General features: G+C 59.9%; 21 protein-coding genes. 8 read left to right on the top strand and 13 right to left on the bottom strand.

What is annotated here, in order from left to right:
- Positions 1-37 precede the first annotated feature (37 nt).
- Entirely contained in the window at positions 38-1,255 is a 1,218-nt protein-coding gene (locus DCO57_RS02485; RefSeq protein WP_116697230.1) for a deoxyguanosinetriphosphate triphosphohydrolase, read from the bottom strand.
- Between the two features lie 151 nt (positions 1,256-1,406).
- Between DCO57_RS02485 and erpA the strand changes: the two genes are divergently transcribed.
- Positions 1,407-1,748 carry an iron-sulfur cluster insertion protein ErpA gene (erpA, locus tag DCO57_RS02480; RefSeq protein ID WP_116697229.1) on the top strand — a complete coding sequence of 114 codons (342 nt, stop codon included), beginning with the start codon at positions 1,407-1,409 and terminating at the stop codon, positions 1,746-1,748.
- Positions 1,749-1,814: 66 nt separating this feature from the next.
- Positions 1,815-2,597 carry an exodeoxyribonuclease III gene (gene xth / locus DCO57_RS02475; protein ID WP_116697228.1) on the top strand — a complete coding sequence of 261 codons (783 nt, stop codon included), beginning with the start codon at positions 1,815-1,817 and terminating at the stop codon, positions 2,595-2,597.
- A gap of 598 nt (positions 2,598-3,195) precedes the next feature.
- On the opposite strand, the gene DCO57_RS02465 is transcribed toward xth, so the two are convergent.
- A complete protein-coding gene (locus DCO57_RS02465; protein ID WP_208977743.1) occupies positions 3,196-4,038 on the bottom strand; it encodes a tetratricopeptide repeat protein in 843 nt (280 codons plus the stop codon).
- Between the two features lie 715 nt (positions 4,039-4,753).
- Here DCO57_RS02465 and parE point away from each other — a divergent pair.
- From parE to DCO57_RS02445, 4 genes are all read left to right on the top strand, one after another.
- On the top strand, positions 4,754-6,799 hold the full coding sequence (gene parE / locus DCO57_RS02460; RefSeq protein ID WP_116697226.1) for a DNA topoisomerase IV subunit B: 2,046 nt from the start codon (positions 4,754-4,756) through the stop codon (positions 6,797-6,799).
- 104 nt (positions 6,800-6,903) lie between these two features.
- Positions 6,904-7,635 (top strand): sulfotransferase family 2 domain-containing protein, encoded by a 732-nt coding sequence (locus DCO57_RS02455; RefSeq protein ID WP_116697225.1) that lies wholly within the window; start codon positions 6,904-6,906, stop codon positions 7,633-7,635.
- A 343-nt stretch (positions 7,636-7,978) separates the two neighbouring features.
- Positions 7,979-9,424 (top strand): DEAD/DEAH box helicase, encoded by a 1,446-nt coding sequence (locus DCO57_RS02450; RefSeq protein ID WP_116697224.1) that lies wholly within the window; start codon positions 7,979-7,981, stop codon positions 9,422-9,424.
- 121 nt (positions 9,425-9,545) lie between these two features.
- Positions 9,546-10,601, top strand: coding sequence for a GGDEF domain-containing protein (locus tag DCO57_RS02445; protein ID WP_116697223.1), 1,056 nt, complete (start codon positions 9,546-9,548; stop codon positions 10,599-10,601).
- A gap of 161 nt (positions 10,602-10,762) precedes the next feature.
- Here DCO57_RS02445 and tenA read toward each other — a convergent pair whose 3' ends face one another.
- The 8 genes from tenA to DCO57_RS02405 form a co-directional block, all read right to left on the bottom strand.
- On the bottom strand, positions 10,763-11,434 hold the full coding sequence (tenA, locus tag DCO57_RS02440) for a thiaminase II (protein WP_116697222.1): 672 nt from the start codon (positions 11,432-11,434) through the stop codon (positions 10,763-10,765).
- A 50-nt stretch (positions 11,435-11,484) separates the two neighbouring features.
- Positions 11,485-11,835 (bottom strand): Fe-S cluster assembly scaffold SufA, encoded by a 351-nt coding sequence (gene sufA, locus DCO57_RS02435; protein ID WP_244287858.1) that lies wholly within the window; start codon positions 11,833-11,835, stop codon positions 11,485-11,487.
- Between the two features lie 100 nt (positions 11,836-11,935).
- Positions 11,936-12,331, bottom strand: coding sequence for an SUF system Fe-S cluster assembly protein (locus DCO57_RS02430; protein ID WP_116697220.1), 396 nt, complete (start codon positions 12,329-12,331; stop codon positions 11,936-11,938).
- A gap of 13 nt (positions 12,332-12,344) precedes the next feature.
- The gene (locus DCO57_RS02425) at positions 12,345-13,601 is read right to left on the bottom strand and encodes a cysteine desulfurase (RefSeq protein WP_116697219.1); all 1,257 of its coding nucleotides are present in this window, start codon (positions 13,599-13,601) and stop codon (positions 12,345-12,347) included.
- A 248-nt stretch (positions 13,602-13,849) separates the two neighbouring features.
- The gene (sufD, locus tag DCO57_RS02420) at positions 13,850-15,169 is read right to left on the bottom strand and encodes a Fe-S cluster assembly protein SufD (RefSeq protein ID WP_116697362.1); all 1,320 of its coding nucleotides are present in this window, start codon (positions 15,167-15,169) and stop codon (positions 13,850-13,852) included.
- A 14-nt stretch (positions 15,170-15,183) separates the two neighbouring features.
- A complete protein-coding gene (sufC, locus tag DCO57_RS02415; protein ID WP_116697218.1) occupies positions 15,184-15,939 on the bottom strand; it encodes a Fe-S cluster assembly ATPase SufC in 756 nt (251 codons plus the stop codon).
- 61 nt (positions 15,940-16,000) lie between these two features.
- Positions 16,001-17,473 carry a Fe-S cluster assembly protein SufB gene (gene sufB / locus DCO57_RS02410; protein WP_116697217.1) on the bottom strand — a complete coding sequence of 491 codons (1,473 nt, stop codon included), beginning with the start codon at positions 17,471-17,473 and terminating at the stop codon, positions 16,001-16,003.
- 109 nt (positions 17,474-17,582) lie between these two features.
- Positions 17,583-18,752: a cysteine desulfurase family protein gene (locus tag DCO57_RS02405; protein ID WP_116697216.1), complete on the bottom strand. Its 1,170-nt coding sequence runs from the start codon at positions 18,750-18,752 to the stop codon at positions 17,583-17,585.
- A gap of 298 nt (positions 18,753-19,050) precedes the next feature.
- On the opposite strand from DCO57_RS02405, the gene DCO57_RS02400 reads away from it, so the two are divergent.
- Complete coding sequence (locus tag DCO57_RS02400) at positions 19,051-19,719, top strand: alpha/beta hydrolase (RefSeq protein ID WP_103224036.1); 669 nt, start codon at positions 19,051-19,053, stop codon at positions 19,717-19,719.
- Positions 19,720-19,871: 152 nt separating this feature from the next.
- Here DCO57_RS02400 and DCO57_RS02395 read toward each other — a convergent pair whose 3' ends face one another.
- Positions 19,872-20,399 (bottom strand): DUF2155 domain-containing protein, encoded by a 528-nt coding sequence (locus DCO57_RS02395; protein WP_116697215.1) that lies wholly within the window; start codon positions 20,397-20,399, stop codon positions 19,872-19,874.
- 124 nt (positions 20,400-20,523) lie between these two features.
- Complete coding sequence (locus DCO57_RS02390) at positions 20,524-23,355, bottom strand: valine--tRNA ligase (protein ID WP_116697214.1); 2,832 nt, start codon at positions 23,353-23,355, stop codon at positions 20,524-20,526.
- A gap of 237 nt (positions 23,356-23,592) precedes the next feature.
- Here DCO57_RS02390 and DCO57_RS02385 point away from each other — a divergent pair, with 237 nt between their 5' ends.
- Complete coding sequence (locus tag DCO57_RS02385) at positions 23,593-24,072, top strand: DUF1284 domain-containing protein (RefSeq protein WP_116697213.1); 480 nt, start codon at positions 23,593-23,595, stop codon at positions 24,070-24,072.
- Between the two features lie 58 nt (positions 24,073-24,130).
- On the opposite strand, the gene DCO57_RS02380 is transcribed toward DCO57_RS02385, so the two are convergent.
- Entirely contained in the window at positions 24,131-24,856 is a 726-nt protein-coding gene (locus DCO57_RS02380) for a DUF2497 domain-containing protein (RefSeq protein ID WP_116697212.1), read from the bottom strand.
- Positions 24,857-25,017: the final 161 nt, after the last annotated feature.

Raw genomic sequence — 25,017 nt, 5'->3', positions numbered from 1 at the left:
TCGGCGTCGAGGGGCATGTCGTAATTCGTTCCTGCGCCTACCCCAAATCGGGGGTGTCGTCAAACAATCTGCGATGTTCCTCTATGGCGTAGCGGTCCGTCATTCCGGCAATGTAGTCGCAGACCCGTCTGGCAACGTCGTCTTCGCTCAACTCCTGCAGCCCCTCGTTCCAGGGCGACGGCATCAGGGCGGGGTCTTCCTTGAAACCGCTGAACAGGTCCCTGACCACACGGGCGACAAGCCTGCGGACGGCCAGAACATCCCGATGGCGGTATACCCGGGCGAAGAGGAATCGCTTCACGTCCTTTTCGGCAACTGCCATTTCCTCGGAAAACCCGACAAGACAGCGGCCCGCCATGCGGATGTCCTCGGCGCTGCCGGGATTGACCCGGGCAATGTTGCGAACGGCCTCATGAATCACATCCTCCACCATGCGGGTGATGGAGCGGCGCACGATCTCATGGATGCGGCGGCTTTCCTCCAGACCGGGATATTTCGCATCCACCTCGGTGAGAATGTCAGCCAGAAACGGCACGTCCCGCATGTCGTCGATCGCGAACAGGCCGGCCCGCAGGCCGTCATCCAGATCGTGGGCGTCATAGGCTATGTCATCGGCGATCGCCGCCGCCTGCGCTTCCCCGCCCGGCCATGTGCCCAGCAGCAGATCCTGCTGCCCGGCATATTCCCTGATGGCGAACGGCAGCTCCGCGCCCCTGAATTTTCCGAGCGGTGCGCCGTCGGCAGCGACAAGCGGTCCATTGTGCTTCACAAGACCTTCCAGGGTCTCCCAGGAAAGGTTCAGTCCGTCGAATTCCGCATAGCGCTGCTCCAGATGGGTCACGACCCGCAGGGACTGGGCGTTGTGGTCGAAACCGCCGAAGGGAGCCATGGATTCATGCATGACATCCTCCCCTTCATGACCGAAGGGCGTATGTCCCAGATCGTGGGCCAGGGCCAGGCTTTCGGCAAGGTCCTCGTCCAGACGCAACGCTCGCGCCAGAGACCGGGCAATCTGCGAGACCTCGATCGTGTGGGTCAGCCGGGTGCGGAAGTGGTCGCCTTCATGATAGACAAACACCTGGGTCTTGTGCTTCAGCCGCCGGAAGGCGGAGGAATGGATGATGCGGTCGCGATCCCGCTGGAAGGGCGTGCGGGTCGGGCTCTCTGATTCCGGAAACAACCGGCCCCGGCTGTTTGCCGGGTTTTCCGCGTATACGGCGCGGGACTGCGCCCCAAAGCCTATTTCCGCCGTCATTTGCTTCCAGCCTCCGCTCACGGTGTCACCGTGTCTAACTTGGATACTTCCCATGCCGCTCATTGACGGGAGCGGCGGCAAACCATACTTAAACCTTTAAATCAGGTTTAAAGCTCTGCCACGCGGCAGACGCAAAGCGAGTCGGCGGACCATGACCGAAACACTTGAAAATCGAGTAACAGTCAGCGACCGCGCTGCCAAGCGGATCGCGGCAATATTGTCGAAAGAACCGGACGGAAGCATGCTTCGCGTGAGCGTGGAAGGCGGCGGCTGTTCGGGGTTGCAATACAAATACGACGTTGTCGACAGCAGGGAAGACGACGATCTCGTGATCGAAAAGTCGGGCGCCACGGTGCTGATCGATTCCATTTCGCTGCAATATATGGGCGGAGCGGAGATCGATTTTGTCGACGACCTGATCGGACAGGCCTTCCAGATAAACAACCCGAACGCGACTGCCGGCTGCGGCTGCGGGACCAGCTTTGCGGTCTGACCGGGCCTGCGGCAACGGCAACCGGCCGGTCGGCCCGGCATGTTCAGAAATCGAGGCAACCGGCTCATGAAAATCGCGACCTGGAACATCAACGGCGTCAAGGCCCGTATCGATACGGTGCTTGAGTGGCTCAAGGAGACCTCCCCGGAGGTCGCCTGCCTGCAGGAAATCAAGTCGGTTGACGAGAATTTCCCCCGCCAGCCCTTCGAGGATCTCGGCTATAATGTCGAAACCCATGGCCAGAAGGGTTTCAATGGCGTCGCGATTCTGTCGAAATCGCCGCTTGAAGACGTGCAGCGCGGCCTTCCCGGCAATGAAGCCGACGAGCAGGCTCGCTATATCGAAGCCGGTGTTTCCACGACAGACGGAGCCGTGCGGTTCGGATGCCTCTATCTTCCCAACGGCAATCCGCTCGGCACGGAAAAATTCCCCTACAAGCTGGAGTGGATGGACCGTCTGATCGCCCATGCGCAAACGCGACTGGCGGAAGAGACCCCCTTCCTGCTTCTGGGCGACTTCAACGTCATCCCCGACCCCATCGATGCGAAAAACCCCGAAAACTGGCTCGATGACGCGCTCTTCCAACCAGAGAGCCGGCAGAGATTCAGAACCCTGACACATCTAGGCCTGACCGAAGCAGTCCGCTCCTGCAGCGATGCAGCCGATATCTACACGTTCTGGGACTATCAGGCAGGTGCCTGGCAAAAGAACAACGGCATCCGCATCGACCATATTCTCCTGTCGCCCCAGGCCACCGACCGGATGACCGGTTGCGGAATCGACAAGCATGTTCGCGGCTGGGAAAAACCTTCCGATCATGTGCCGGTCTGGGTGAAGCTCGCCGCGTGAGCGGTGAGGGATAGATACGTCCCCCTCTTCTTTTCTGCAACGCGTCCCAGGCGCAATGCGCCAGTGCCGTCACCATGGCACGAGCTTGCAGTTCCCCGGGGCCATGGTAAGCTTTGGGGATCATGGGATGACGCCTCGCCGCATTTCGTCCGCACAGGCTGCCCGCGGACATGCCTTATCGCTCCTGCGCAAGCGTGCAGGCGGCACATGTCCTGTTCGCCGACTGGCGTTCTTTTCCGCTCTGATGGTTGTGTTCGGTTCCCTTGGCGGCAGCCTCGTCAAGGCCCAGACCGTCTCCTGCACCTGCAGATACAAGGGACAGGACTACAGTCTTGGGGAATCGATATGCCTCAATGGATCGGACGGTTCGCGCATGGCGACCTGCAGCATGGTGCTGAACAACACCTCGTGGCAATTCAGCAACGCGCCCTGTCCCGTGACCCGGCTTCAGCCGGCCGGCTCGAAGCAAGGTGACAGAACCGTGCCTGTGGTGCCGGAGCAAGCCTCGCGGGGATAGCCCGTCTCGAGAGCTCCTGACAGTCTGTCGACTGTGGAAGGCATGTGGCCCATCATTGATGTCAGTGGGAATTCACGGCCGTCACTGCGGCAGGGGAACCTGCTGAGCGGTCTGCATGTCCGGCCGGTTCTGCTGCAGCCAGCCATCGGCCAGCGATCGTGCCATCTGCCTGACCGGTTCCGGTGACACGGCAAAATACTGTTCGTGCATGGAATTGATCCAGCCGGCATCCGGGCCGGCGGCCTGTTCCCGTGCCACGGTCAGCCACATGAGACCGCGGGCCTTCTTCTTGTCCGAGGAGCCGAGGGAATAGAGCGTCTCGCCGAGCCTTGCCTGCGCGCCGACATGCCCTTTCAGGGCCGCCAGATTGTACCAGCGGACAGCCATCCGGCTGTTGGTGCTCTGGTACATCCGGCCCAGCTCATATTGCGCATCCGCATCGCCGAAATAGGACGCGGCATGAGTAAAGATCTGTCTGGCCCGGGATTCGTTTTTCGGCACCGCCCCATCGATACCGTTCAGATAATAGGAGCCAAGCGCAACAAAGGCACTGGACACGAAAGGCGCATCGGGTGCGTCCGGCCGGTCTTCCCCATGCTCGCGCACAATCTGGCTGTAATACTGGAACGCCTTCAGGTCATCTTCCTGAACGCCGTCGCCCTTGGCGTACATTTCGCCGAGCTTCCAGGCCGCCATGGGCTGCCCGTTTTCAGCCGCATACCGCAATGAGCCGAGAGCCCCGGTCTTGTCGCCTGAGTAATATTGCCGGGCCCCTGCCCGGAGAGCTTCCATCGGCGACAGGTCGTCCGGGCCTATCGCCCTGGTGGATGCCGGCTGGCCATCGAATGCCAGAGCCGGTCCGGCCGCGGTCATCATTGCCAGAAGGCCGAGCGCAAGTCCTGTCATGCCAAGACGTTGACGCATTGAGCTGTTGTTTCGCATCCCGGTCACACTATTACCCGCCGGCCAAATGACATTGATCCGGCGGACGATCTTTCCGATCTCGTTTTTTGTCCGCGCCAAGCGCATCTTCAAGTCTCTATCATCCCGCCGAGCCCGGCTCCTGCAGGTTTCCCGTTTCGGTTCGTCCTGCGGCATCCCGGTTCAACTGAACACTGAATGCGCCGGCACATAAGGGCCGATCGACCCGTCTGCTTTCCCGTCAGTTCACACGAAAGCCGGTCGATCTACAGTGGCCAATCAATTCGGCCTTAGTTGGGCCGCAGCGCGTCCAAATAAGACCATTTGTTGGTTCCCTGCGTCTCACCCGGACAATCGAACCGGAGGGCTGCAAACGGCGCCGGATCAGACAATACTCAAGGATAGGCGGGCAAACATGGCCGAACCTTGGCAGCTCGATCAATCCGGGGCCGCGTGAATGACTCTCTCGGCCAGTGTTGCGGAATAGGCACATTTTCCCACCCTTGCTTCCTTCATCAAGCGCGGGCTATTAGATCACCTCCGGGTTGACGATGTGTTTCCGGATCGAATTGTGCCCGCGGACTCTGTTGAAAACGGGGGCTTCGCGCCAAAACCCTTTGCCGTTCTATCTTTGTCCTTCAAACTGGAGCGCGATTCGGTGTAGGTAACGGCGCCAGGTGCCGGCAATTCGCGCACAAGGAGCCATCAGGGAAACGGAATGAGCGCAAAAGACGATCTATTTGCAGGCAACGCGGCGATTTCAACTCCGGCAACCGGAGACACCCCCGCCCCTGCGCCGCGAAAAACCCGTCCGGTTGCAGCCGTTGCCGTTCCCGATGACTATTCGGCCGCGGATATCGAGGTTCTGGAGGGGCTGGAGCCTGTTCGCCGGCGCCCCGGCATGTATATCGGCGGCACCGACGAAAAATCGCTCCACCACCTGTTTGCGGAAGTCATCGACAACTCCATGGACGAGGCGGTTGCCGGCCATGCGACCTGGATCGACGTGACCCTGTCCGCCGATGGATTTCTGTCCGTCACCGACAACGGACGCGGCATTCCGGTCGATCCGCACCCTAAGTTCAAGGACAAGTCCGCGCTCGAGGTCATCATGACCACACTGCACGCCGGCGGCAAGTTCGACAGCAAGGTCTATGAGACTTCCGGCGGTCTGCACGGCGTCGGCATTTCCGTCGTGAACGCGCTGTCCGAGGAACTCGTCGTCGAGGTTGCCCGGAGCCGCAAGCTCTATCGTCAGACGTTCCGCCGCGGCCACGCGCAGGGTCCGCTGGAGTTTGTGGGCGACACGCAAAACCGCCGCGGTACCCAGGTGCGCTTCCGGCCGGACGAGCAGATCTTCGGCAAGGGCGCGAAATTCCAGCCTGCCCGACTACTGAAGATGGCCCGCTCCAAGGCCTATCTGTTCGGCGGCGTCGAAATTCGCTGGCACTGCGACCCCGAACTGCTGACGGAAAAGGACGAGACACCGGCAGAGGCCGTCTTCCATTTCCCCGGCGGCCTGAAGGACTTTCTGGCCGAACGGCTGACCAAGGAGCGCCGTGTCGTCGATGAGATCTTTGCCGGACGGACAGACAAGACGGGCAAGCACGGTTCTGTTGAGTGGGCGGTCAGCTGGTTCGCGGGCGACGGGTTCGTCAATTCCTACTGCAACACGGTGCCCACACCGGAAGGCGGAACGCACGAAGCCGGCTTTCGCTATGCGCTGCTGCGCGGTCTGAAAGCCTATGGCGAACTGACGAACAACAAGAAGGCGGCCATCATCACGGGTGATGATGTCATGACCTCCGCTGGCGGGATGCTGTCGGTCTTCATCCGGGAGCCGGAATTCGTCGGCCAGACCAAGGACAGGCTTGCGACCAACGAAGCCACGAGAATTGCCGAGACTGCGGTCCGGGATGCATTCGACCACTGGCTGACCGCCTCGCCGAACCAGGCCAACAAGATCCTCGAATGGGTGATCGACCGTGCCGAGGACCGGCTGCGGCGCCGGCAGGAAAAGGATGTGGCGCGCAAGACCGCCGTCCGCAAGCTGCGCCTGCCGGGAAAACTCGCCGATTGTTCCGCCAATCAGGCCGAAGGCACCGAACTCTTCATTGTCGAGGGCGATTCGGCTGGCGGGTCAGCCAAGCAGGCGCGTAACCGCGCCAATCAGGCGATTCTGCCCCTGCGCGGCAAGATTCTCAACGTCGCCAATGCCGGCCGGGACAAGCTGGTCGCCAACCAGCAGCTCGCCGATCTCATCCAGGCCCTCGGCTGCGGCACACGTTCGCAATACAGGGAAGCGGATCTGCGCTACGAGAAGATCGTCGTCATGACCGACGCCGACGTCGATGGCGCCCATATCGCTTCCCTTCTGATCACCTTCTTTTTCCGCGAGATGCCTGAGCTGATCCACGGCGGACATCTTTATCTTGCCGTTCCTCCTCTTTATCGGCTCAGCCAGGGAGGCAAGACGCTCTATGCGCGCGACGATGCGCATAAGGACGAATTGCTGGCAACGGTTTTCAAGGGCAAGTCAAAGGTCGAAATCGGCCGGTTCAAGGGCCTCGGCGAAATGCTTCCTTCCCAGCTGAAGGAAACGACCATGGATCCCTCGAAACGGTCTCTGCTGAAGGTCGGCGTTGATGAAGTGTCGGAAGGCGAAACCAACGACACGGTTGAACGGCTCATGGGCAACAAGCCTGAAGCCCGCTTCCAGTTCATCCAGGAGAACGCGGAATTTGCGGATGACCTTGATATCTAGCTGCGGAAACGCGTAACTTGTAGCCTGGATTTCAGTCCCTGGAGCGCAATACGGAGCGTTTGATCCTCGGCTCCGCCCCCAGGAATGCCTACCGGACCAGTATTATGTTAAACCGGGTTTATACAATTTTCGACAAGCGCCGCCGTCCGTTGCGTAATCATGTGTATCTGGCCTTTCCCGAGCATGACATCGCCTTTGCGAGGATCGCGGAACCGGCATTTCATGCGCTTGCACCGGTTCTTCACCGTCTGGCGGGCAACGATTTCAACTTCCCCTCAACGGCCAGGTCAGCCGAAGCCAATGAGATTTCGGACAGAAGCCTGTTCCACGGAAACGTGGAACTGCTCACGGCGCGTGAGCTGAAGCGGCGCCACCCGGACATGAAGATCGTGGCCTGGGTGCAGGATCCGCTGCACAGGCTCGCCTATTGCTACGAGAAGATCATTCTTACCGACCTCCCGCTGCCCTCCTACTATCAGGAAAGCTATTTCGACAAATCCATGTCGCCACCGGATTTCGTCGCGCATGTGGCTTCCATCTCCGATCTGGAGGCGGATAATCTCTTCCGCAGCCAGACCGCGGCTCTGACCTACAAGGGGGCACTCACGGCGGACCTTATCCTGCTGCTGGAGCATTTCGAACAATCCCTGGATACCTTTCTGAGCGCCAGCTCGCTGGACTACCAGCCCACTCCGTCGCTTACCTACAGGGCGCTGGATCATGTGTCGGCCGCGACCCTGCGCTCCTTCGAGGACGAAGACCTGTGCCAGAAACTCAGGCGCCGATACAAAGCAGACTATGAATTGTTCTACGCGCAAGCGGCTGTCTCTGCGTAACCGGGCTCAGCTTCGCCCGCGATATATTCGCAGGATTTCGGCATGCTTTTGCAATACGGTGGCCAGCGGATAGGCCCTGCCCCGGACTTCGGACGGATCGTTCCTGGCGGGAATTTCTGTAACCTGTATTGAAACTTGCTGCCTATTTCATGAGCTTGATGCCGCTGTATTAACTGAGATGGCAAAACATGCGCAGAAATACTCGCTTTTCTTTACATTTTACCTCTTCGACGCATTGACACCGGAGCGCATGGTTGTAGGGTGCGCACGTTGGCTGCGACGGTTCCCACCTCGCCGCCAGACAATTCACGACATCTGAAATAACATCCGGGCAAAGCGCTCCATGGCATTTGATACTCTCGGTCTTAGCGAGAAGGTCCTCGCTGCAGTTGAAGCAGCAGGTTATAAGGAACCCACGGCAATCCAGGCGGGCGCAATCCCACAGGTTCTGGAACGGCGTGACGTGCTGGGCATCGCACAGACGGGCACCGGCAAGACCGCGAGCTTCACGCTGCCGATGCTGACGCTCCTCGAAAAGGGGCGCGCACGGGCGCGCATGCCGCGTACACTCATTCTCGAACCGACGCGCGAACTCGCTGCGCAGGTCGAGGAGAATTTCGAAAAATACGGCACCAATCACAAGCTCAATGTCGCTCTGCTCATTGGCGGCGTCTCGTTTTCCGAACAGGACAAGAAGCTGGATCGCGGCACGGATGTGCTCATCGCGACGCCGGGGCGTCTGCTCGACCATTTCGAACGCGGAAAACTGCTTCTGCAGGGTGTTGAAATCCTGGTGATCGACGAAGCCGACCGCATGTTGGACATGGGTTTCATTCCCGATATCGAGCGTATCTGCAAGCTGATCCCCTTCACACGCCAGACCCTGTTTTTCTCGGCAACCATGCCGCCGGAAATCCAGCGGCTGACGGAAGCCTTCCTGCAAAATCCTGCAAGGATCGAAGTCGCGCCGACGTCCTCCACCTCCGACAATGTGACCCAGCTGCTCAAGGCGACGGGCTCCAAGGATTTCGACAAGCGCGCGGTGCTGCGCGAGTTGCTCGAAGGCGCGGAAGATCTGCAGAACGCGATCATCTTCTGTAACCGCAAGCGCGACGTCACGACGGTGTTCCGCTCTCTGGAACGCCACGAGTACAATGTCGGCACCCTTCACGGTGACATGGACCAGCGTACGCGCATGACAATGCTCGACAACTTCAGAAAAGGTAACATCAAGATTCTTGTTGCCAGCGATGTTGCCGCGCGCGGCCTGGATATTCCAGAGGTCAGCCACGTCTTCAATTACGATGTTCCGATCAATGCCGAAGACTATGTTCACAGGATCGGCCGCACCGCCCGTGCAGGCCGGAAAGGCACGGCCTACACTCTTGTGACCGAAGACGACCACAAATATCTGTCCGCGATCGAAACCCTGATCAACAAGTCACTCACCTGGGTGGGCGAACCGATCGATTTCGAAACCGCGAACAAGGAACGCAAGGCCCGTCGGAAGACCGGGAAAGCGGCGAAAAGCGTCAAGTCGAGCAACGACAACGAGGCCGAAAAGCCGCCCGCACCAAGCCGCAGGCGTTCGCCGCCCAAGCCCCGACAGGTGGTTGAAAGCAGCGTTGAGGAAGATCAGGACGCTCTTGCCCCGATCCCGGTTCCCAAAAATCCGGAGCCTTCGGGAAACAGAAAGTCCAGAAACGAGAAGCAGGAACCGGCATTCAGCCCGGGCGTTCACATTCCCGCATTCCTTCTGCGCGAACCCCGGCCCAAGAAAGCCTCCTGACCAAAAGTCCCCTAAAGGATTCCGCCCGGATTTAACGGCTCCTTAAACCTTCCGGCAGAATCTGGAACCAGTTCTTGCAGCCGTGTGGGGCGGTTCGCGGGACTTAGGCGAGAGTAGCTTGATGTCGGATTCTGACGACCATAAGCGGACCATCGGGTATGGTGCGTCCGCCATCAATTACATCAAGAAAAACACGCTGCCGGCTTACCCGCGTTGCTATGAGCTGTGGTACACTTATTCCGCCGGATACAATCAGGGCCTGAACCGGGCCATCAACGAGACCATCAAGGCAAACGGTCGGGTCAGCACCGAGGAAATGCTGACGCTCTACGGCCGCTTCCTGTCCCCCATCCGTCTGGGCGACCGGCTTGATGAAGTCGGCACCAAGGTGTCCCGGGAAGTCGAGGAGCTGGTCGATTCTCTCAAACTGAGCGCCGACGCGACCTCCGACTATGGCACGGCGCTGGAACGGGCCGTCGACAAGATCAAGTCCGTCTCGGATCCGAAGAAACTCCAGCATTACGTAACGCATCTGGTCAAATCGACCCAAAGTGCGGTCGCCTCCAACCGCAAGCTTGAAAGCCAGTTGCTGGAGTCAAAAAAGCACATCGAAAACCTTCAGTCTTCCCTCGAAGCGATCCGGTACGAATCGCTGACAGATGAACTGACAACACTCAGCAACAGAAAACACTTCGACAACGCGATCGAACGGGCCATCGAAAAGGCACAGACGGGCGGGGCCGGATTTGCGTTGCTGATGACCGATATCGATCATTTCAAGAAATTCAACGACACCTACGGCCACCAGACCGGTGATCAGGTGCTGCGTCTCGTCGCCCTGGCGGTGAAACAGAACATCAAGGCCCAGGACGTCGCCTGCCGGTATGGCGGTGAGGAGTTCGCGATCATTCTCCCGCAGGAAACGCTGGAATCAGCCTCTGAGATCGGTGAGCGTATTCGTGTGGCCGTGATGTCCAAGGAGTTGGTAAAGCGGTCCACCGGCGAAAATCTCGGCCGGGTCTCCATATCCGTGGGCATCGCCACATATCAGGGCACGGACAACGTCCACTCCATCGTTTCACGGGCGGATGAAGCCCTTTATGCGGCAAAGAACGCCGGCCGCAATCTCGTGAAGAGTGAAAAGGATCTCGCGTCCGAGCAGACCGACGTTGCCTGATGCTGCTTGAGTCACATTGAATTCAGGCAGTGCGCGAACGGACACGCTCGCAAAGCCGGTGGATGCAAAGGTTTGCGTGCACCGCAGTCCTTCGGTACCGACCACATAGCTGCCCGGAAATCCGTCGCGATATTATCAGAGTGTCAGAGAAACCGCTTCCCTCAGGATTCGCTCTGCGCAACATCCAGCCCCATCTGCCAGAAATCGGCTTCCAGGCGGCAAGCCTTCTCGAATATGGACAGAACACGGGGATAGCGGTTTTCGGTCAGGACCTGATCCGCGGTCCCATCCAGCCAGGCGGCAAATCCGCCTGCGAGCTCCTGATAGGCCTCACCGGCGTATTCCCGGATCCAGCTCCGGTACGGATTTTCCGCATGATCCGCGCCCTCCGTGTGAAGACGCGCGCCGATCTCCGCATATCCCATGACACAGGGCGCAAGGGCAGCCTGAAGATCCAGAAGATCACCGGACATGCCCGCATCGAGAACGAACCTGGTGTAGGCCATCGTCGGCGTGTCTTCCGGGGCGTTTTCGATCTCGTCCCTGGACATGCCCCAGCCGGCGCACAGGCTGACATGAAGATCGAGTTCGGTATCGAGAATCGCCTTCACGCCGGCCAGAGACTGACGCATGTCGGCCATGGTCGGGCTCTTGTAGACCCCGAGCGCATAGGCTCGGGCGAACTGGATCAGAAACAGATAGTCCTGCACCAGATAATGCCGGAAGCATTCCTGCGGCAGGGAGGCGTCGCCAAGCTGCGTTACGAAGTCGTGTTGCGTATAGGCCGCCCATTGCGGCGCCGCATCGGCCTTCAGGCGTTCAAACAGTGTCATGAAGGATCCGTGGGAACAGAGAGAGAGGCAGAGGCTGTATCGCGCCGCGTTCAGCGGGCGGCGGCATTCATGTCGGCGGCCTGAAGCGACACGGATTCACCACAGCCGCAGGCGGACACTTCATTCGGGTTGCGGAATACAAACCCGGATCGGAATTTGGTGACCTCGAAGTCCATCTCCGTGCCGAGAAGGAAAAGAACCGCGGAAGGGTCGACGAACAGCTTGACGCCCTTGTCCTCGATCACATCGTCTCCAGCCCTGGCCTCTTCCACCAGATCCATCGTGTATTCCATGCCGGCGCAACCGCCCGTCTTGATTCCGACACGCAGGCCGATCGCCTTGCCGTCCGAATTCTCGACGAGTTCCCTCACCCGCCCGGCAGCGGCATCCGTCAGAGTCATAACCTGGAATTTTCCAGCAGAAGCCATGTCGTCCTCATTCCGTTCCGGAAGCTCAAAACCTGATATGGGGTTTCAGCTTATCGGATTAAAGGTTGCCAACTCAATACCAGTTCAGGGCGACCTTTGCTTCGTCGGACATCCTGTCCGGCGTCCAGGGTGGATCGAAGACCATATCGACATTGACCGGGCCGACGCCGGCCACCGACGATACCGCATTTTCCACCCAGCCCGGCATTTCACCGGCGACCGGACATCCCGGAGCGGTCAGTGTCATGTCGATATTGATCGACCGGTCATCCTCGATATCGACCTTGTAGATCAGGCCGAGTTCATAGATATCGCAGGGAATTTCCGGATCATAGACCGTCTTCAGGGCACCGACGATATCGGTCGTCAGCCTGTCGAGTTCTTCCGCAGGGATAGCGCTTCTGGCCGAGACTTCGGTCTGCAGCTCTTCCCCATCGGCGTTGGTATCAATCGTTGTAGCGTTGTCCATCGTGGGTCCGTCCTTACCCGAAAAAGCTCTGCGCCTTGAGCAGCGCCTCGTAGAGCGCGTCCACTTCGGCGCGGGTGTTGTAAAGCCCGAAGCTTGCCCGACATGTAGAGGTCACGCCGTATCTTGCCAAGAGTGGCTGGGCGCAATGGGTGCCGGCACGAACGGCGACCCCTGCCCTGTCGATAATCGTTGCCACATCATGGGCATGGGCGCCTTCTATCTCGAAGGAGACGATCGCCCCCTTCTCCGGCGCATCCCCGAAGATCCTGAGGGAATTGATTTCCTTCAGTTTCTGATGAGCATATTCCTTCAGATCCGCCTCATGACGGGCAATGTTTTCCCGGCCGAGCGCATCCATATAGTCGAGCGCCGCTCCCAGCCCGATTGCCTGAACGATCGGCGGTGTCCCCGCCTCGAACCTGTGCGGCGGATCATTATAGGTGATTACGTCTTCGGTGACATCCAGGATCATCTCGCCGCCGCCATTGAAGGGGCGCAGCGCCTTCAGCCTGTCGGGCTTGCCCCACAGCACCCCGATCCCGGACGGGCCGTAAACCTTGTGGCCGGTGAAGACGTAATAGTCGCAATCGATATCCTGCACATCGACCGGCAGATGGACCGCCGCCTGACTGCCGTCAACCAGCACCGGAATGCCGCGCTCATGCGCGATCCGGCAGACCTCCTTGACCGGGACCACGGTGCCCAGAACGTTGGACATATGCGTGATCGCCACCAGTCTGGTCTTGCTGCTGAGCGCATCGGCGAAGGCATCCAGATCGAAGGAACCGTCTTCGCGGACATAGACCCACTTCAGACTGGCACCATGACGCTCGCGGTGGAAATGCCAGGGCACGATGTTCGAATGGTGCTCCATGATGGACAGAACGATCTCGCCACCGTCGGCAAAATAATCCGGTCCAAGACCATAGGAGACAAGGTTGATCGCTTCCGTCGTCGACTTGGTGAAGACGACCTCGTCAACGGAGCCGGCATTCAGAAAGCGGCGCACTTTCTCGCGCGCGGCTTCGTAATTGTCGGTTGCGGTATTGGACAGGAAATGCAGACCCCGGTGCACATTGGCATATTCGTTCGAATAGGCGTTCGTGACCGCATCGATCACGGCCTGCGGCTTTTGCGCCGATGCGCCGTTGTCGAGATAGACCAGCGGCTTGCCATAGACTTCCCGCGCCAGAATCGGAAAGTCCTTGCGGATCGTTTCGACATCGTAGTCCGATGCCCGCGAGGTCTCGTGAGCGGTTGCAACCGTCATGCGCCGCTGCTCCTTGTTTCCAGATCGCCTGTCCGGCACACCGTGAGGCGGCTTCGGCGTCCATTCCCGTCACAGTCCGCCCACGACCCCGTGGCCGGGTGCTGAATGGATCGCCGCAAGACCCGGCTACGATGGCCGTCTTGTCTCCGGAGAATCGCTCGCGCGGCTGGGCGCGGGCAAGATACCCCGACATTTTGAATCCGATCGGCTTTCAAACCCCAGTCGCACCGGACTGGCAGCTCGCCGATCTAGTGACCGGTGAGCCAGTCGCGCACGCGCGCTTCAAGGCCTTCGGTCACGTCATCCTCGCCATATTCCTCGATCGCCTCGGCAAGGAAGGCAAGCACCAGGAGCGTTCTGGCCTCGTCTTCCGGGATACCGCGGGCACGCAGGTAGAACAGCAGGTCCTCGTCGATCTGGCCGCTGGTTGCCCCGTGAGCGCAAATCACGTCGTCGGCGAAGATTTCCAGTTCCGGCTTGTTGGCCATTTCCGCCTCCTCGGAGAGGAGCAGCGCCTGGGTCATCATTTCGCCATCGGTCTTCTGGGCGTGCGGGGCAACGTTGATGCGCCCCTGGTATACGCCCTTCGCCCGACCGTCGAGAACCGTCTTGAAGAACTCGCGGCTGTTGCAATTGGGAACCGCGTGGTCGACGATCAGGGTCTGGTCCGCCAGATCCTCATCGCGTGCCATGGTGACGCCATAGATCCCGGCGTTGGAATTCTCACCGGCGAAATTGACGAATTGCTGGTTCCGCGTGAACCGCGGGCCGGCGATGAAACCGAGGGACTTGAACTCGGCCTTTGCACCGATGGTCGTGATCGACGTGAACAGACGGGCGGCATGGGACTGGCCGACGATCAGCCGCGTCGTCGCAAGCGAGGCACTGTCGGCGACGTCATAGTCGAACACCGTATTGATTTCACCATCTCCGCTGTCGCCGGCAAAGGTTTCCAGCAGGGACAGTTTCGCCCCCTTGGCGACAACGATCCTGTTCCGGCTGATCTGCGCGCCGGCCGAGGCCGCCACGTGAATCAGTTCCACCGGCCTGGAGACCTCGGCCCCCTCCTTCACGGTCACCACCACGCCGCCCTGAACGAATGCGGTGTTCAGGGCCAGGACCCCGTCATTGGCCGCGGATTTGGGCGAGGCAAGTAATTGTGCGCCATGCGGGCCGGCGAGCTCTTCCGTCAGGCTGGCGACGCTTACGCCTTCGCCTGCCAGGGCCTCGATATCCGAGAGGCCGGGAAGAAAGGCCCCATTGGCAACAACGATCCGGTAGCGCTCCAGGCCATCAAAGGCATCATGGCTGTCCAGAAGGGTTCTGACCGTGGCTTCATCTGCTGCGGCGGCCATTGGTGCCGCCGCCTTCATGAAGGCGCGCAGGTCGGTGTATTTGTATTCCTCGACGCGCCGGTGCGGCAGACCCTTGTCGCGGATCTGGCTGACAGCGGCTTCCCTGAGGGCGGTAACCGCCACGGAACCGGTCAGAGCACCCCTGGCGGTGTCGAAGCGACCGATCAGATCGCTTTCCGCCTGGGTGTGCTTGATGGGGACGCTTGCATTCATGTCGGATTGCTCCCTCAAGCCGCGGCGTCGACGTAGTCGGCGTAGCCGTTCTTTTCCAGTTCGAGCGCCAGATCCTTGTCGCCGGTCTTGACGATCCGGCCTTTCGACAGGACATGCACCACGTCCGGGACGATGTGATCCAGCAAGCGCTGGTAGTGGGTGATCACCACCATGGCCCGGTCCGGTCCGCGCAGCTTGTTGACGCCGTCGGAGACGATGCGCAACGCATCGATGTCCAGGCCGGAATCGGTTTCGTCGAGCACGCAGAGCTTCGGCTCCAGCAGGGACATCTGCAGGATTTCGGCACGTTTCTTCTCGCCGCCGGAGAAGCCGACATTGAGCGGCCGCTTCAGCATGTCCATGGACACGTTGAGAAAGCCGGCGGCTTCCTTGACCCGCTTCATGAAGTCGGGAATGGAAAGCTGGGGCTCACCGCGCGCCTTGCGCTGCGCATTCATGGCCGTTTTCAGGAATTCCATGGTGGCAACACCCGGGATCTCGATCGGGTACTGGAACGCCAGGAACATGCCGGCAGCGGCGCGCTCGTCCGGCGACATGTCCAGCATGTTGCGGCCATTGAAGAGCACTTCGCCTTCCGTGACTTCGTAGTCGTCCTTGCCAGCCAGGACGTAGGACAGGGTGGACTTGCCGGAGCCGTTCGGCCCCATGATGGCATGCACTTCGCCCGCGTTGACCGTCAGGTCGACGCCATGCAGGATTTCCGTATGGTCTTCCGCGATGCGGGCGTGCAGGTTCTTGATCTCAAGCATGAGATAATCCTCGTAAATTCAGCGGCCCTTCGGCCCAATTCATGTCGTTCGATGCCGGGATTTACCCGACGGATCCTTCCAGGCTGATCGAAATCAGCTTCTGCGCCTCGACGGCGAATTCCATCGGCAACTGCTGGATCACGTCCTTGACGAAACCGTTGACGATCAGCGCCACCGCTTCTTCTTCGGTCAGGCCACGCTGCAGACAGTAGAACATCTGGTCGTCCGAGATCTTCGAAGTGGTCGCCTCGTGCTCGAACTGGGCCGAGGCGTTCTTGCTCTCGATGTAGGGCACCGTATGCGCGCCGCAATCCTGCCCGATGAGCAGGGAATCGCACTGGGTGAAGTTGCGCGCGTTGGATGCCTTCCGGTGCGCCGAAACCAGGCCACGATAGGTGTTCTGCGACTTGCCGGCGGAGATGCCCTTGGAAATGATCCGGCTGGACGAATTCTTGCCCAAATGGATCATCTTCGTGCCGCTGTCGATCTGCTGATAGCCGTTGGCCACAGCGATCGAATAGAATTCACCGCGGGAGTTTTCGCCGCGCAGGATGCAAGACGGGTATTTCCAGGTGATCGCAGATCCGGTTTCCACCTGGGTCCAGGAAATCTTGGAGTTCTTGCCGCGGCAGTCACCCCGTTTGGTGACGAAGTTGTAGATGCCGCCTTTGCCGTCCTTGTCTCCCGGGAACCAGTTCTGGACCGTGGAATACTTGATTTCCGCATCGTCCAGCGCGACGAGTTCGACGACGGCCGCATGCAGCTGGTTCTCATCGCGCTGCGGTGCCGTGCAGCCTTCCAGATAGGAGACATAGGCCCCCTTTTCGGCGATGATCAGCGTACGCTCGAACTGCCCGGTGTTCTGTTCGTTGATACGGAAATAGGTCGACAGTTCCATGGGGCAGCGCACGCCTTCGGGAACATAGACGAACGAACCGTCCGAAAAGACCGCCGAGTTCAGCGTGGCATAGTAATTGTCGGTGACCGGAACAACCGAACCGAGATATTTCCGCACCAAGTCAGGGTATTCGCGCACGGCCTCGGAGATGGAGCAGAAGATGACGCCTGCCTTCTTGAGCTCTTCCTTGAAGGTGGTGACCACGGAGACGGAATCGAAAACCGCATCGACGGCCACGCGGTTCTTCGGTTCCACCCCTGCCAGAACTTCCTGTTCACGAAGCGGGATGCCGAGCTTTTCATAGGTGGCCAGCAGTTCCGGATCGACCTCATCAAGGCTTTTCGGGCCCTCGACGGATTTCGGCGACGCCCAGTAGTAGAGCTCGTCGAAGTCGATCTTCGGATAAGAAACGCGCGCCCAGTCCGGCTCTTCCATCTGCTGGAACCGGCGCAGCGCATCCAGACGCCACTCGGTCATCCATTCAGGCTCGTCCTTCTTGGCCGACAGAAAGCGGACTGTCTCCTCGGAGAGCCCCTTGGCGCCTCTTTCGGAGTCAATATCCGTCACGAAGCCGTATTTATACTGGTCGACATCGATGGCTTTCACCCTGTCGATGGTTTCCTGTACAGCTGGCATATCTTGCCTCCAATCAGCGGGCGCCCTGCCCGCAACTCGAACAATCAGGCAGACAAGGAAGACTTGTCTGCTGTTTTCCTGCCGGTGGGGATCCCACCGAATTCCGTTTTCAGGCCGCCCTGTGGCGAGCCTCCGGGTTGAGCCGGTCGACAATCCGCGGCCATAGCTCGAGAACCCTGTCGATCTCGGGGCCCGTCGTGTTCCAGCCCATGCTGACTCGAAGGGCGCAGCGGGCAAGCTCTTCCCTGATACCCATTGCCGTCAGAACATGCGATACTGACACTTTTCCCGAGGAACAGGCAGAACCGGACGACAGGGATACGTGATCGAGATCCAGCGCGATCAACGCGGTTTCCGCCGCAACGCCCGGTACGGCGAAACAGCTTGTGTTATCGAGACGATCCGCGGCTTCTCCGAAGATGACGGTGGCCGGACACACGCTCCGCAGCCCTGTCTCGAGCCTCACCCTCATCTCTGCGAGATGGCGTGTTTGTGACGCTTCTTCAAGAGCCGCTTCCGCCGCAGCTCCAAATCCGGCAAGCGCGGCGACATTTTCCGTACCGCCCCGCCGCCAGTTTTCCTGCCCGCCACCAACCATCAGGGGAGACGGCACACGCGCGGTCGACCTGACGACCACGGCGCCGCAGCCTTGCGGCCCGCCGAACTTGTGGGCCGACACGGTGATGGCATCCGCCCGCCAGGCGTCCATGTCGATTTCCATCCGGCCTGCGGCCTGAACCGCGTCCACGTGAAAGAAATGACCATGTTTCTCGGCAAGCGCGCCGATTTCCGCCAGCGGCTGGATCACGCCGGTCTCGTTGTTTGCGGCCATGACCGAGATCAGACCCGGGCTGGCATCCTTCACCACCGTCTCGAGCGCATCCAGCAAGAGGCGGCCGTCGGAATCAACGGGGACAACCACATGGTCGGCAACGGGAAACCGTCCGCCGGAAGCGACCGAGGGGTGTTCGACCGCACTCATGAACAGCTTGTCGAGGTAGACCGGCGCGCCCCTGTCCTGCCAGGCGGGCGACAGCGCTGTCATATTGGCTTCCGTGCCTCCGGAGACGAAGGTCACGGCCCTGCTGCCGGCGCCGCAAAGACGGGCAACCTTCTCTCTCGCGGCTTCTATCCGGCCACGCGCCCTGCGCCCATGACCATGAACGGAAGAGGCGTTGCCCGTGTCTTCCAGCGCCTCGATCATGGCCGCACGCGCGACGGGTCTGAGCGGCCCGCCGGCGTTGTGGTCAAGGTAGATCGGATCGAAGCGGCGCTGCATGACACCTATTCTGCCTGAGACTGTGCTTGTTTAGGGTCGAAATTTCTCTTTAAAGTCAAACACATGTTCGAAAAACTTGAAATTTTCCGCTGTGATGACGATAACACCCCCCAACCGGTCGAACCGAGCGTCGTCTGCAACTGAGTGGGTGGCGCGAACTTTCGAATAATTCTAAACAAGGTTCTAGAAACTCGGAGCCAAAGAGTCAAGTTTAGAGTTACGGGAAATCACGTAACACGACTCTGAAAATCCAGCGCCAATCACCTGGCGCGACAATTTGACAAGGACACAGCGCTTCATGCCCGAAGTGATCTTCAATGGTCCCGCCGGCCGGCTCGAGGGCCGGTTCCATCCCGCAAGAAAACGGAACGCGCCCATCGCGCTGGTTCTGCACTTGCATCCCCAGTTCGGCGGCACGATGAACAACCAGATTGTTTATCAGATGTACTACATGTTCGCCCGGCGCGGGTTTGCCGTATTGCGCTTCAATTTCCGCGGTGTCGGCCGTTCCCAGGGTACCTTCGATCACGGTCAGGGCGAATTGTCCGACGCAGCGGCCGCGCTCGACTGGGTGCAGACCGTTCATACGGATGCCCGCGCCTGCTGGATCGCCGGCTTTTCCTTCGGCGCCTGGATCGGCATGCAGCTGCTGATGCGTCGCCCGGAAGTCGAAGGCTTCATCTCCGTCGCACCGCCGGCGAACCTGCACGACTTCTCCTTCCTGGCCCCCTGCCCGTCATCCGGCCTGATCATCCATGGCGACAACGACAAGGTCGTGCCGCAGAAGGATGTCCAGACACTGGTCGACAAGCTGAAAACCCAGAAGGGCATCGTGATCGATCACGAAACCATTCCCGGCGCCAACCATTTCTTCGAAAACGATCTGGATGAGCTGATCGAGCGCTGCGGCACTTATGTCGACGGACGGCTCGGGTTGACCCCGGCGGATTACCTCAACGTCGACTGATCTTCCGAACCTGTGAAGCCCGCTGTCTCAGCGGGCTTTTTTTACAAGATTTTCCGGACATGTGAGAGCTGAACGGGGATTTCCCCCTAGGCAGAACCGCTGTTCACAGCGTTTGCCCCTGCCGTTACCGGCATTCTGCCTCTCTTGCCAGCTCAGCCATCAAAGGGCTTCGGCCTGGGGATGCCCGGTCCGCTTTCAACACCGTCATCGGGACCGGCCAACGGATCCTCGCCCTCGGCCACAACGCCGGTGATCGGCGGGCCGTCATAGTCTTCGGGAGGTGGTACGCTCGACGCGAGTTTGCAGTCGGTCAGCCAGATATCGTAGACCGGATGTTCCACCGCATGCAGGCCGGGGCTGGCGGCGTACATCCAGCCGGAAAAGATCCGCCGGACTTCGTTGTTGAGCGTGATCTCGTCCACCTGGACAAAGCCGGTGGTCAGCGGCGACTCGGTCTGAGGGCGCGTGTGGCAGACGCGGGGCGTCACCTGCAGGGCCCCGAACTGGACCGTCTCGCCGATATAGACATCAAAGGAAATGATGCGTCCGGTGATCTTGTCGAGACCGGAAAAGACAGCAACGGGATTTTCGATTTTTTCCGCATGTGCGGATGCGCTCACCGCCGTCACGGCAATCGCCGCGACACCCAGTCCCTTCAGGATGCGAATTGCCGCTTTCATTGTCTCACTCAAGTCAGCCATCAACCTCATACAGATTCCATGCCGCCAGAGCATGTGGACGTTCCCGCTAGCACCGAATTGCGGCCCCGAAAAGACAATTCCCTCTCGAAACCGCAAGCCCGGTTCAGCCGATTTCAGCCAGCCGCTTCAGGGCAATGCCCACCTTCTCCAGCTTCTCGCTCGCAACTGCCACCTTTTCCCGCTCTCCCTCGACCACATCTTCCGGAGCTTTCTCGACGAATTTCGGATTTGAGAGCTTCTTCGAGATCTTGGCGATCTCATCTTCAAGCTTGCCGGCTTCCTTCTGAAGCCGCGCCTTTTCGGCGCCGAGATCGATGACACCGGCCAGCGGCAGACATACGGTAGCCTCACCAACGATGATCTGGGCTGCGCCGGAAGGGGCCGCATCGGCGGTCTCGATCGTCTCGGCACGGGCCAGGCGCAAGATCGCGGCCTCGTGGGATTTGAGCCGGCTGCGGGTCAGATCATTGGCTCCGGCGACGACGACAGCCACCTTCGCTCCCGCAGGCACGTTCATTTCCGCGCGAACCGACCGGATTTCGGAAATCAGAGTCACCAGCCAGTTGATTTCTCCCGCCGCGTTGTCGTCGGCAACTTTCGGCTCGGGCCAGGCGGTCTGCATGAGCAGGGAACCGGTCTTCACGCCGTTGTCGCCGAGGCGCTCCCAGAGTTCCTCCGTCAGGAACGGCATGAAGGGATGCAGCACCTTGAGGATCTCGTCGAGGGCCCATGCGGCGGTCGCACGCGTTTCGGCTTTCGCCGCCTCGTCATCGCCATTGAAGATCGGCTTGGCGAGTTCCAGGTACCAGTCGCAGAAGGTGTTCCAGATGAACCGGTAGGCAGCACCGGCCGCGTCATTGAAACGGTAGCTTTCGATCGCGGAGGTCACGTCGGAGATGCACCGGCCCATTTCGGTCGCGATCCAGCGGTTGAGTATGTGTTGCGTGGATGCAGGATCGAATCCCTCCACCCGGACACAGCCGTTCATTTCGGCAAAGCGGGCCGCGTTCCAGAGTTTGGTGGTGAAATTCCGGTAACCGGCCACCCGGCTGGTCGCCAGCTTGATATCCCGTCCCTGCGCGGCCATGGCCGCCAGCGTGAACCGCAGGGCGTCTGCGCCGAATTCCTCGATCAGGGCAAGCGGGTCGATGACGTTGCCCTTGGACTTGGACATCTTCTGCCCTTTCTCGTCCCGAACGAGAGCATGAATATAGACGTCCGCGAAGGGTTCTTCCTTCATGAAGTGCTTGGACATCATCATCATCCGGGCAACCCAGAAGAAAATGATGTCGAATCCGGTGATCAGCACCGATGTCGGGAAGTATTTTTCAAGTTCCGGCGTTTCTTCGGGCCAGCCCAGGGTGGAGAACGGCCACAGTGCGGAGGAAAACCAGGTGTCGAGTACATCCTCGTCACGGTAAATCAGGACCGCGTCTCCGGCATTGCCTTCCCAGGAGGCCAGCGCGGTCTCGATATCGGTGACCTCGATGTCCTTGCCGTAGTGCGCCCTGGCAGCTGCAATCGCCGCATCTTCGCTTTCTTCAACGAACAGGCCGCCGTCAGGTCCGTACCAGGCGGGGATCTGGTGTCCCCACCAGAGCTGGCGGGACACACACCACGGCTGGATGTTTTCCATCCACTCGTAGTAGGTCTTGTCCCAGTTTGCCGGAACGAATCTGGTACGGCCCTCGCGAACCGAAGCGATCGCCGGTTTGGCAAGCGTCTTGGCGTCCACATACCACTGGTCGGTCAGAAGCGGCTCGATCGGAACACCGCCCCGGTCGCCGTGCGGCACCATGTGCTTGTGGTCCTCGATCCTGTCGAGCAGGCCGGCCTCCTCGAAGAACTCGACGATCCGCTTGCGCGCGGCAAAGCGGTCCTGGCCTTCCAGCTGCTCCCATAGGGCGCGCTGTGTCGCGTCCGGGGTCAGACCGTCGAGGAATTCCGGATTGTCCTTCAGCGTGACATTGGCCTCGCGATCGAGGACGCTGATCATGGGAAGTCCGTGCCGTTTTCCGACCTCGAAGTCGTTGAAATCATGGGCAGGCGTGATCTTGACGGCACCCGAACCGGCGTCCGGATCGGCGTAGTCGTCGGCAACGATCGGAATCAGGCGACCGACGAGCGGCAGAACGACATGCTTGCCGATAAGATCCCGGTATTTGGGGTCCTCGGGGTTCACCGCGACAGCGGTGTCGCCGAGCATGGTTTCCGGCCGGGTCGTTGCGACAACGATATAGTCCCGCGTTTCAAACGCAGTCGGTTTGCCTTCGTCATCCCAGTCGACGGGCGCTTCATAGGTCGCGCCGCCTTCCAGGGGATAGCGGAAATGCCAGAGATGACCGTTCAGCTCTCTTTGTTCGACCTCAAGATCGGAAATTGCGGTCAGCAGCGCCGGGTCCCAGTTGACGAGGCGCTTGTCCTTGTAAATCAGATTTTCGCGGTAGAGCTGAATGAACACCTTGAGAACGGCGCTGGACAGGCCGTCGTCCATGGTGAACCGTTCCCGGCTCCAGTCGCAGGAGGCGCCGAGACGCTTGAGCTGATTGAAGATCATGCCCCCGGATTCGTTCTTCCAGGACCAGACCTTCTCGACGAATGCCGCACGGCCGATGTCCCGGCGTCCGGGCTCCTGGCGCTCCATCATCTGGCGCTCGACGACCATCTGGGTGGCGATGCCCGCATGGTCCATGCCCGGCTGCCAGAGAACATCCTTGCCGCGCATGCGCTCGAAGCGCACGAGGATGTCCTGCAGCGTGTTGTTCAGCGCGTGGCCCATGTGCAGCGAACCTGTCACATTGGGCGGCGGAATTACGATGGAATAGGTGGGCGCGCCGTCCTTGGCGCCGGCACCGGCCTTGAAGGCCCCCGCCTGTTCCCAGGTTTCGTAAATCCGCGGCTCAACACTGGCCGCGTCGTAGGTCTTATCCAGCATCAGGGTCACTCAATGGGAGGATGAATCTCGGTATTCGTGAGCCATCGTGTAAATCGGATGCGTCGGCGCAAGTCAACCGGGTAAACCCGTGAAACCATCGTCACGCCCGCACTGAAGGCCCTGAAATCGCGACTTTTCAGCCCGGAACCGGGATCCGGTGCGGCTCTAGCCATGCCGGAGCCGGAAAGGAACAATTCCAGACTTGGGTTGCAGCGGGTTTGCTGCGATAAGAACGGGATGACCGTCTCGTTGCGCCCGCATCACCTCCTGTGCCTGCTGACCTATCTCGGCAAAGGCTACACGGCGAATTTCGTGCGCAACTATGACCGTATCGTCAGGAGGCTGAACTCCGGCGAAGCGCTGCGGCTCGTCAGTGGACCGGATGACATCTGCCGACCGATGCTCAAGGAAACAACCTGTCACTGCCGCCGCAGCAGCGTGGTGGAAAGAGACCGGCTTGCGGTTGACGAAATCTCTGCAGTACTGGGCTGCAAACTGGAGACCGGAGGACGTCTTTCACTCAGCAGCGCCCAGATATGCTCCCTCAGAGAGGCATTCCGGGCCGGCTCGATCCGGTCCGCCTGCGCGGGCTGCGAATGGCAGGAACTTTGTAGCGATATTGCCCGGACCGGTTTCAGGGACTGCAGGCTTTCGGCCTGCCCGACGGACAATGGCGCAGCCGCGCGGCAGATCAAAAGCGGCCAACCTCAAATGTAAAAGCACTTCTCATTCCCGCGAATGCGAAGTGCCTCCTGGCTGGTCTTCCTGACCGAATTCAACGGCGTCGGGTGACCCGCTGAATTTCCTTTTGAACCATCTGTTCCACCATCGGCGGCAAATTCTGGTCCAGCCAGGCTTTCAGCATCGGCCGCAGCATGTCCTTGACCAGCTCTTCCACCGTCTGTGCCTGAGACCCGACGAACATGTTCGTCAGATTATCGAATGCGGCATGAACCGCTTCGCCGGTGTCTTCCGATGTCAGCGGACCTTCGTCCACGACAGGAGGAAGATCGTCCGGAATGGGCATGGAGGCGATCGCCGGAGCAGGCTCGGGATCAAAGTCCTGCGGTTCGGCAAAAGAGACGTCGCTTTCGGGACTGTCGAAATCCTCGGCAAGTCCTTCGACCATCTCCAGCGGTTCTTCATCGGGAACCGCGAGCTCTTCCGTCAGTTCCAGAACGTCGTCTTCCGTTCCGTCCGCGTCCCCATCAGCATCAGCATCGGCTTCCATGGCCGCAGCCATGTCGTCCAGATCCTCATCCTCCGCGACATCTTCAACTTCGCTGTCCATATCGAACAGCTTGTCGAGATCGTCCTGGGACATTTCTGAGGCATCGCCCATGTCGTTTGCCGCCTCTTCTGCAACCGGTGTTTCAATTTTTTCGCTGACGTCGGCTGCACCGGCATCAGCGCCCTGGGAGTCCTCGTCAGATATGATCCGGCGGATCGATGCGAGGATCTCCTCCATCGACGGCTCTTCAGCCTTTTTCGCCTGTGCCATGACTTCCCCCGTACTTTTCGGCTACGCGACGGAACACCCAGTTCGATCTGAATGATTCGTTAAAGGGAATTATGCGGGTCAACCAGAAACGAGCAAAGCGAGCGCACTGCCAACAAACGTCTTTTCCCCTTTTTAGTCGGAAAATACTGGTTTGCAGTGGT

Source organism: Labrenzia sp. 011 (genome assembly GCF_003075075.1).
Taxonomy (GTDB): Bacteria; Pseudomonadota; Alphaproteobacteria; order Rhizobiales; family Stappiaceae; genus Roseibium.
This window is presented reverse-complemented; position numbering and strand designations above follow the sequence as displayed.

Excerpts from the sequence above, each read along its gene's own strand:
- xth (WP_116697228.1), top strand. The coding sequence starts at position 1,815 with ATGAAAATCGCGACCTGGAACATCAACGGCGTCAAGGCCCGTATCGAT.
- DCO57_RS02405 (WP_116697216.1), bottom strand. The coding sequence starts at position 18,752 with ATGCAGCGCCGCTTCGATCCGATCTACCTTGACCACAACGCCGGCGGG.
- DCO57_RS02445 (WP_116697223.1), top strand. The coding sequence starts at position 9,546 with ATGTCGGATTCTGACGACCATAAGCGGACCATCGGGTATGGTGCGTCC.
- DCO57_RS02400 (WP_103224036.1), top strand. The coding sequence starts at position 19,051 with ATGCCCGAAGTGATCTTCAATGGTCCCGCCGGCCGGCTCGAGGGCCGG.
- DCO57_RS02485 (WP_116697230.1), bottom strand. The coding sequence starts at position 1,255 with ATGACGGCGGAAATAGGCTTTGGGGCGCAGTCCCGCGCCGTATACGCG.
- DCO57_RS02450 (WP_116697224.1), top strand. The coding sequence starts at position 7,979 with ATGGCATTTGATACTCTCGGTCTTAGCGAGAAGGTCCTCGCTGCAGTT.
- DCO57_RS02425 (WP_116697219.1), bottom strand. The coding sequence starts at position 13,601 with ATGACGGTTGCAACCGCTCACGAGACCTCGCGGGCATCGGACTACGAT.
- sufC (WP_116697218.1), bottom strand. The coding sequence starts at position 15,939 with ATGCTTGAGATCAAGAACCTGCACGCCCGCATCGCGGAAGACCATACG.
- DCO57_RS02455 (WP_116697225.1), top strand. The coding sequence starts at position 6,904 with ATGTTAAACCGGGTTTATACAATTTTCGACAAGCGCCGCCGTCCGTTG.
- tenA (WP_116697222.1), bottom strand. The coding sequence starts at position 11,434 with ATGACACTGTTTGAACGCCTGAAGGCCGATGCGGCGCCGCAATGGGCG.
- DCO57_RS02430 (WP_116697220.1), bottom strand. The coding sequence starts at position 12,331 with ATGGACAACGCTACAACGATTGATACCAACGCCGATGGGGAAGAGCTG.
- DCO57_RS02465 (WP_208977743.1), bottom strand. The coding sequence starts at position 4,038 with ATGCGTCAACGTCTTGGCATGACAGGACTTGCGCTCGGCCTTCTGGCA.
- DCO57_RS02385 (WP_116697213.1), top strand. The coding sequence starts at position 23,593 with ATGACCGTCTCGTTGCGCCCGCATCACCTCCTGTGCCTGCTGACCTAT.
- DCO57_RS02395 (WP_116697215.1), bottom strand. The coding sequence starts at position 20,399 with ATGAAAGCGGCAATTCGCATCCTGAAGGGACTGGGTGTCGCGGCGATT.
- erpA (WP_116697229.1), top strand. The coding sequence starts at position 1,407 with ATGACCGAAACACTTGAAAATCGAGTAACAGTCAGCGACCGCGCTGCC.
- sufD (WP_116697362.1), bottom strand. The coding sequence starts at position 15,169 with ATGAATGCAAGCGTCCCCATCAAGCACACCCAGGCGGAAAGCGATCTG.
- DCO57_RS02390 (WP_116697214.1), bottom strand. The coding sequence starts at position 23,355 with ATGCTGGATAAGACCTACGACGCGGCCAGTGTTGAGCCGCGGATTTAC.
- sufB (WP_116697217.1), bottom strand. The coding sequence starts at position 17,473 with ATGCCAGCTGTACAGGAAACCATCGACAGGGTGAAAGCCATCGATGTC.
- sufA (WP_244287858.1), bottom strand. The coding sequence starts at position 11,835 with ATGACTCTGACGGATGCCGCTGCCGGGCGGGTGAGGGAACTCGTCGAG.
- DCO57_RS02380 (WP_116697212.1), bottom strand. The coding sequence starts at position 24,856 with ATGGCACAGGCGAAAAAGGCTGAAGAGCCGTCGATGGAGGAGATCCTC.
- parE (WP_116697226.1), top strand. The coding sequence starts at position 4,754 with ATGAGCGCAAAAGACGATCTATTTGCAGGCAACGCGGCGATTTCAACT.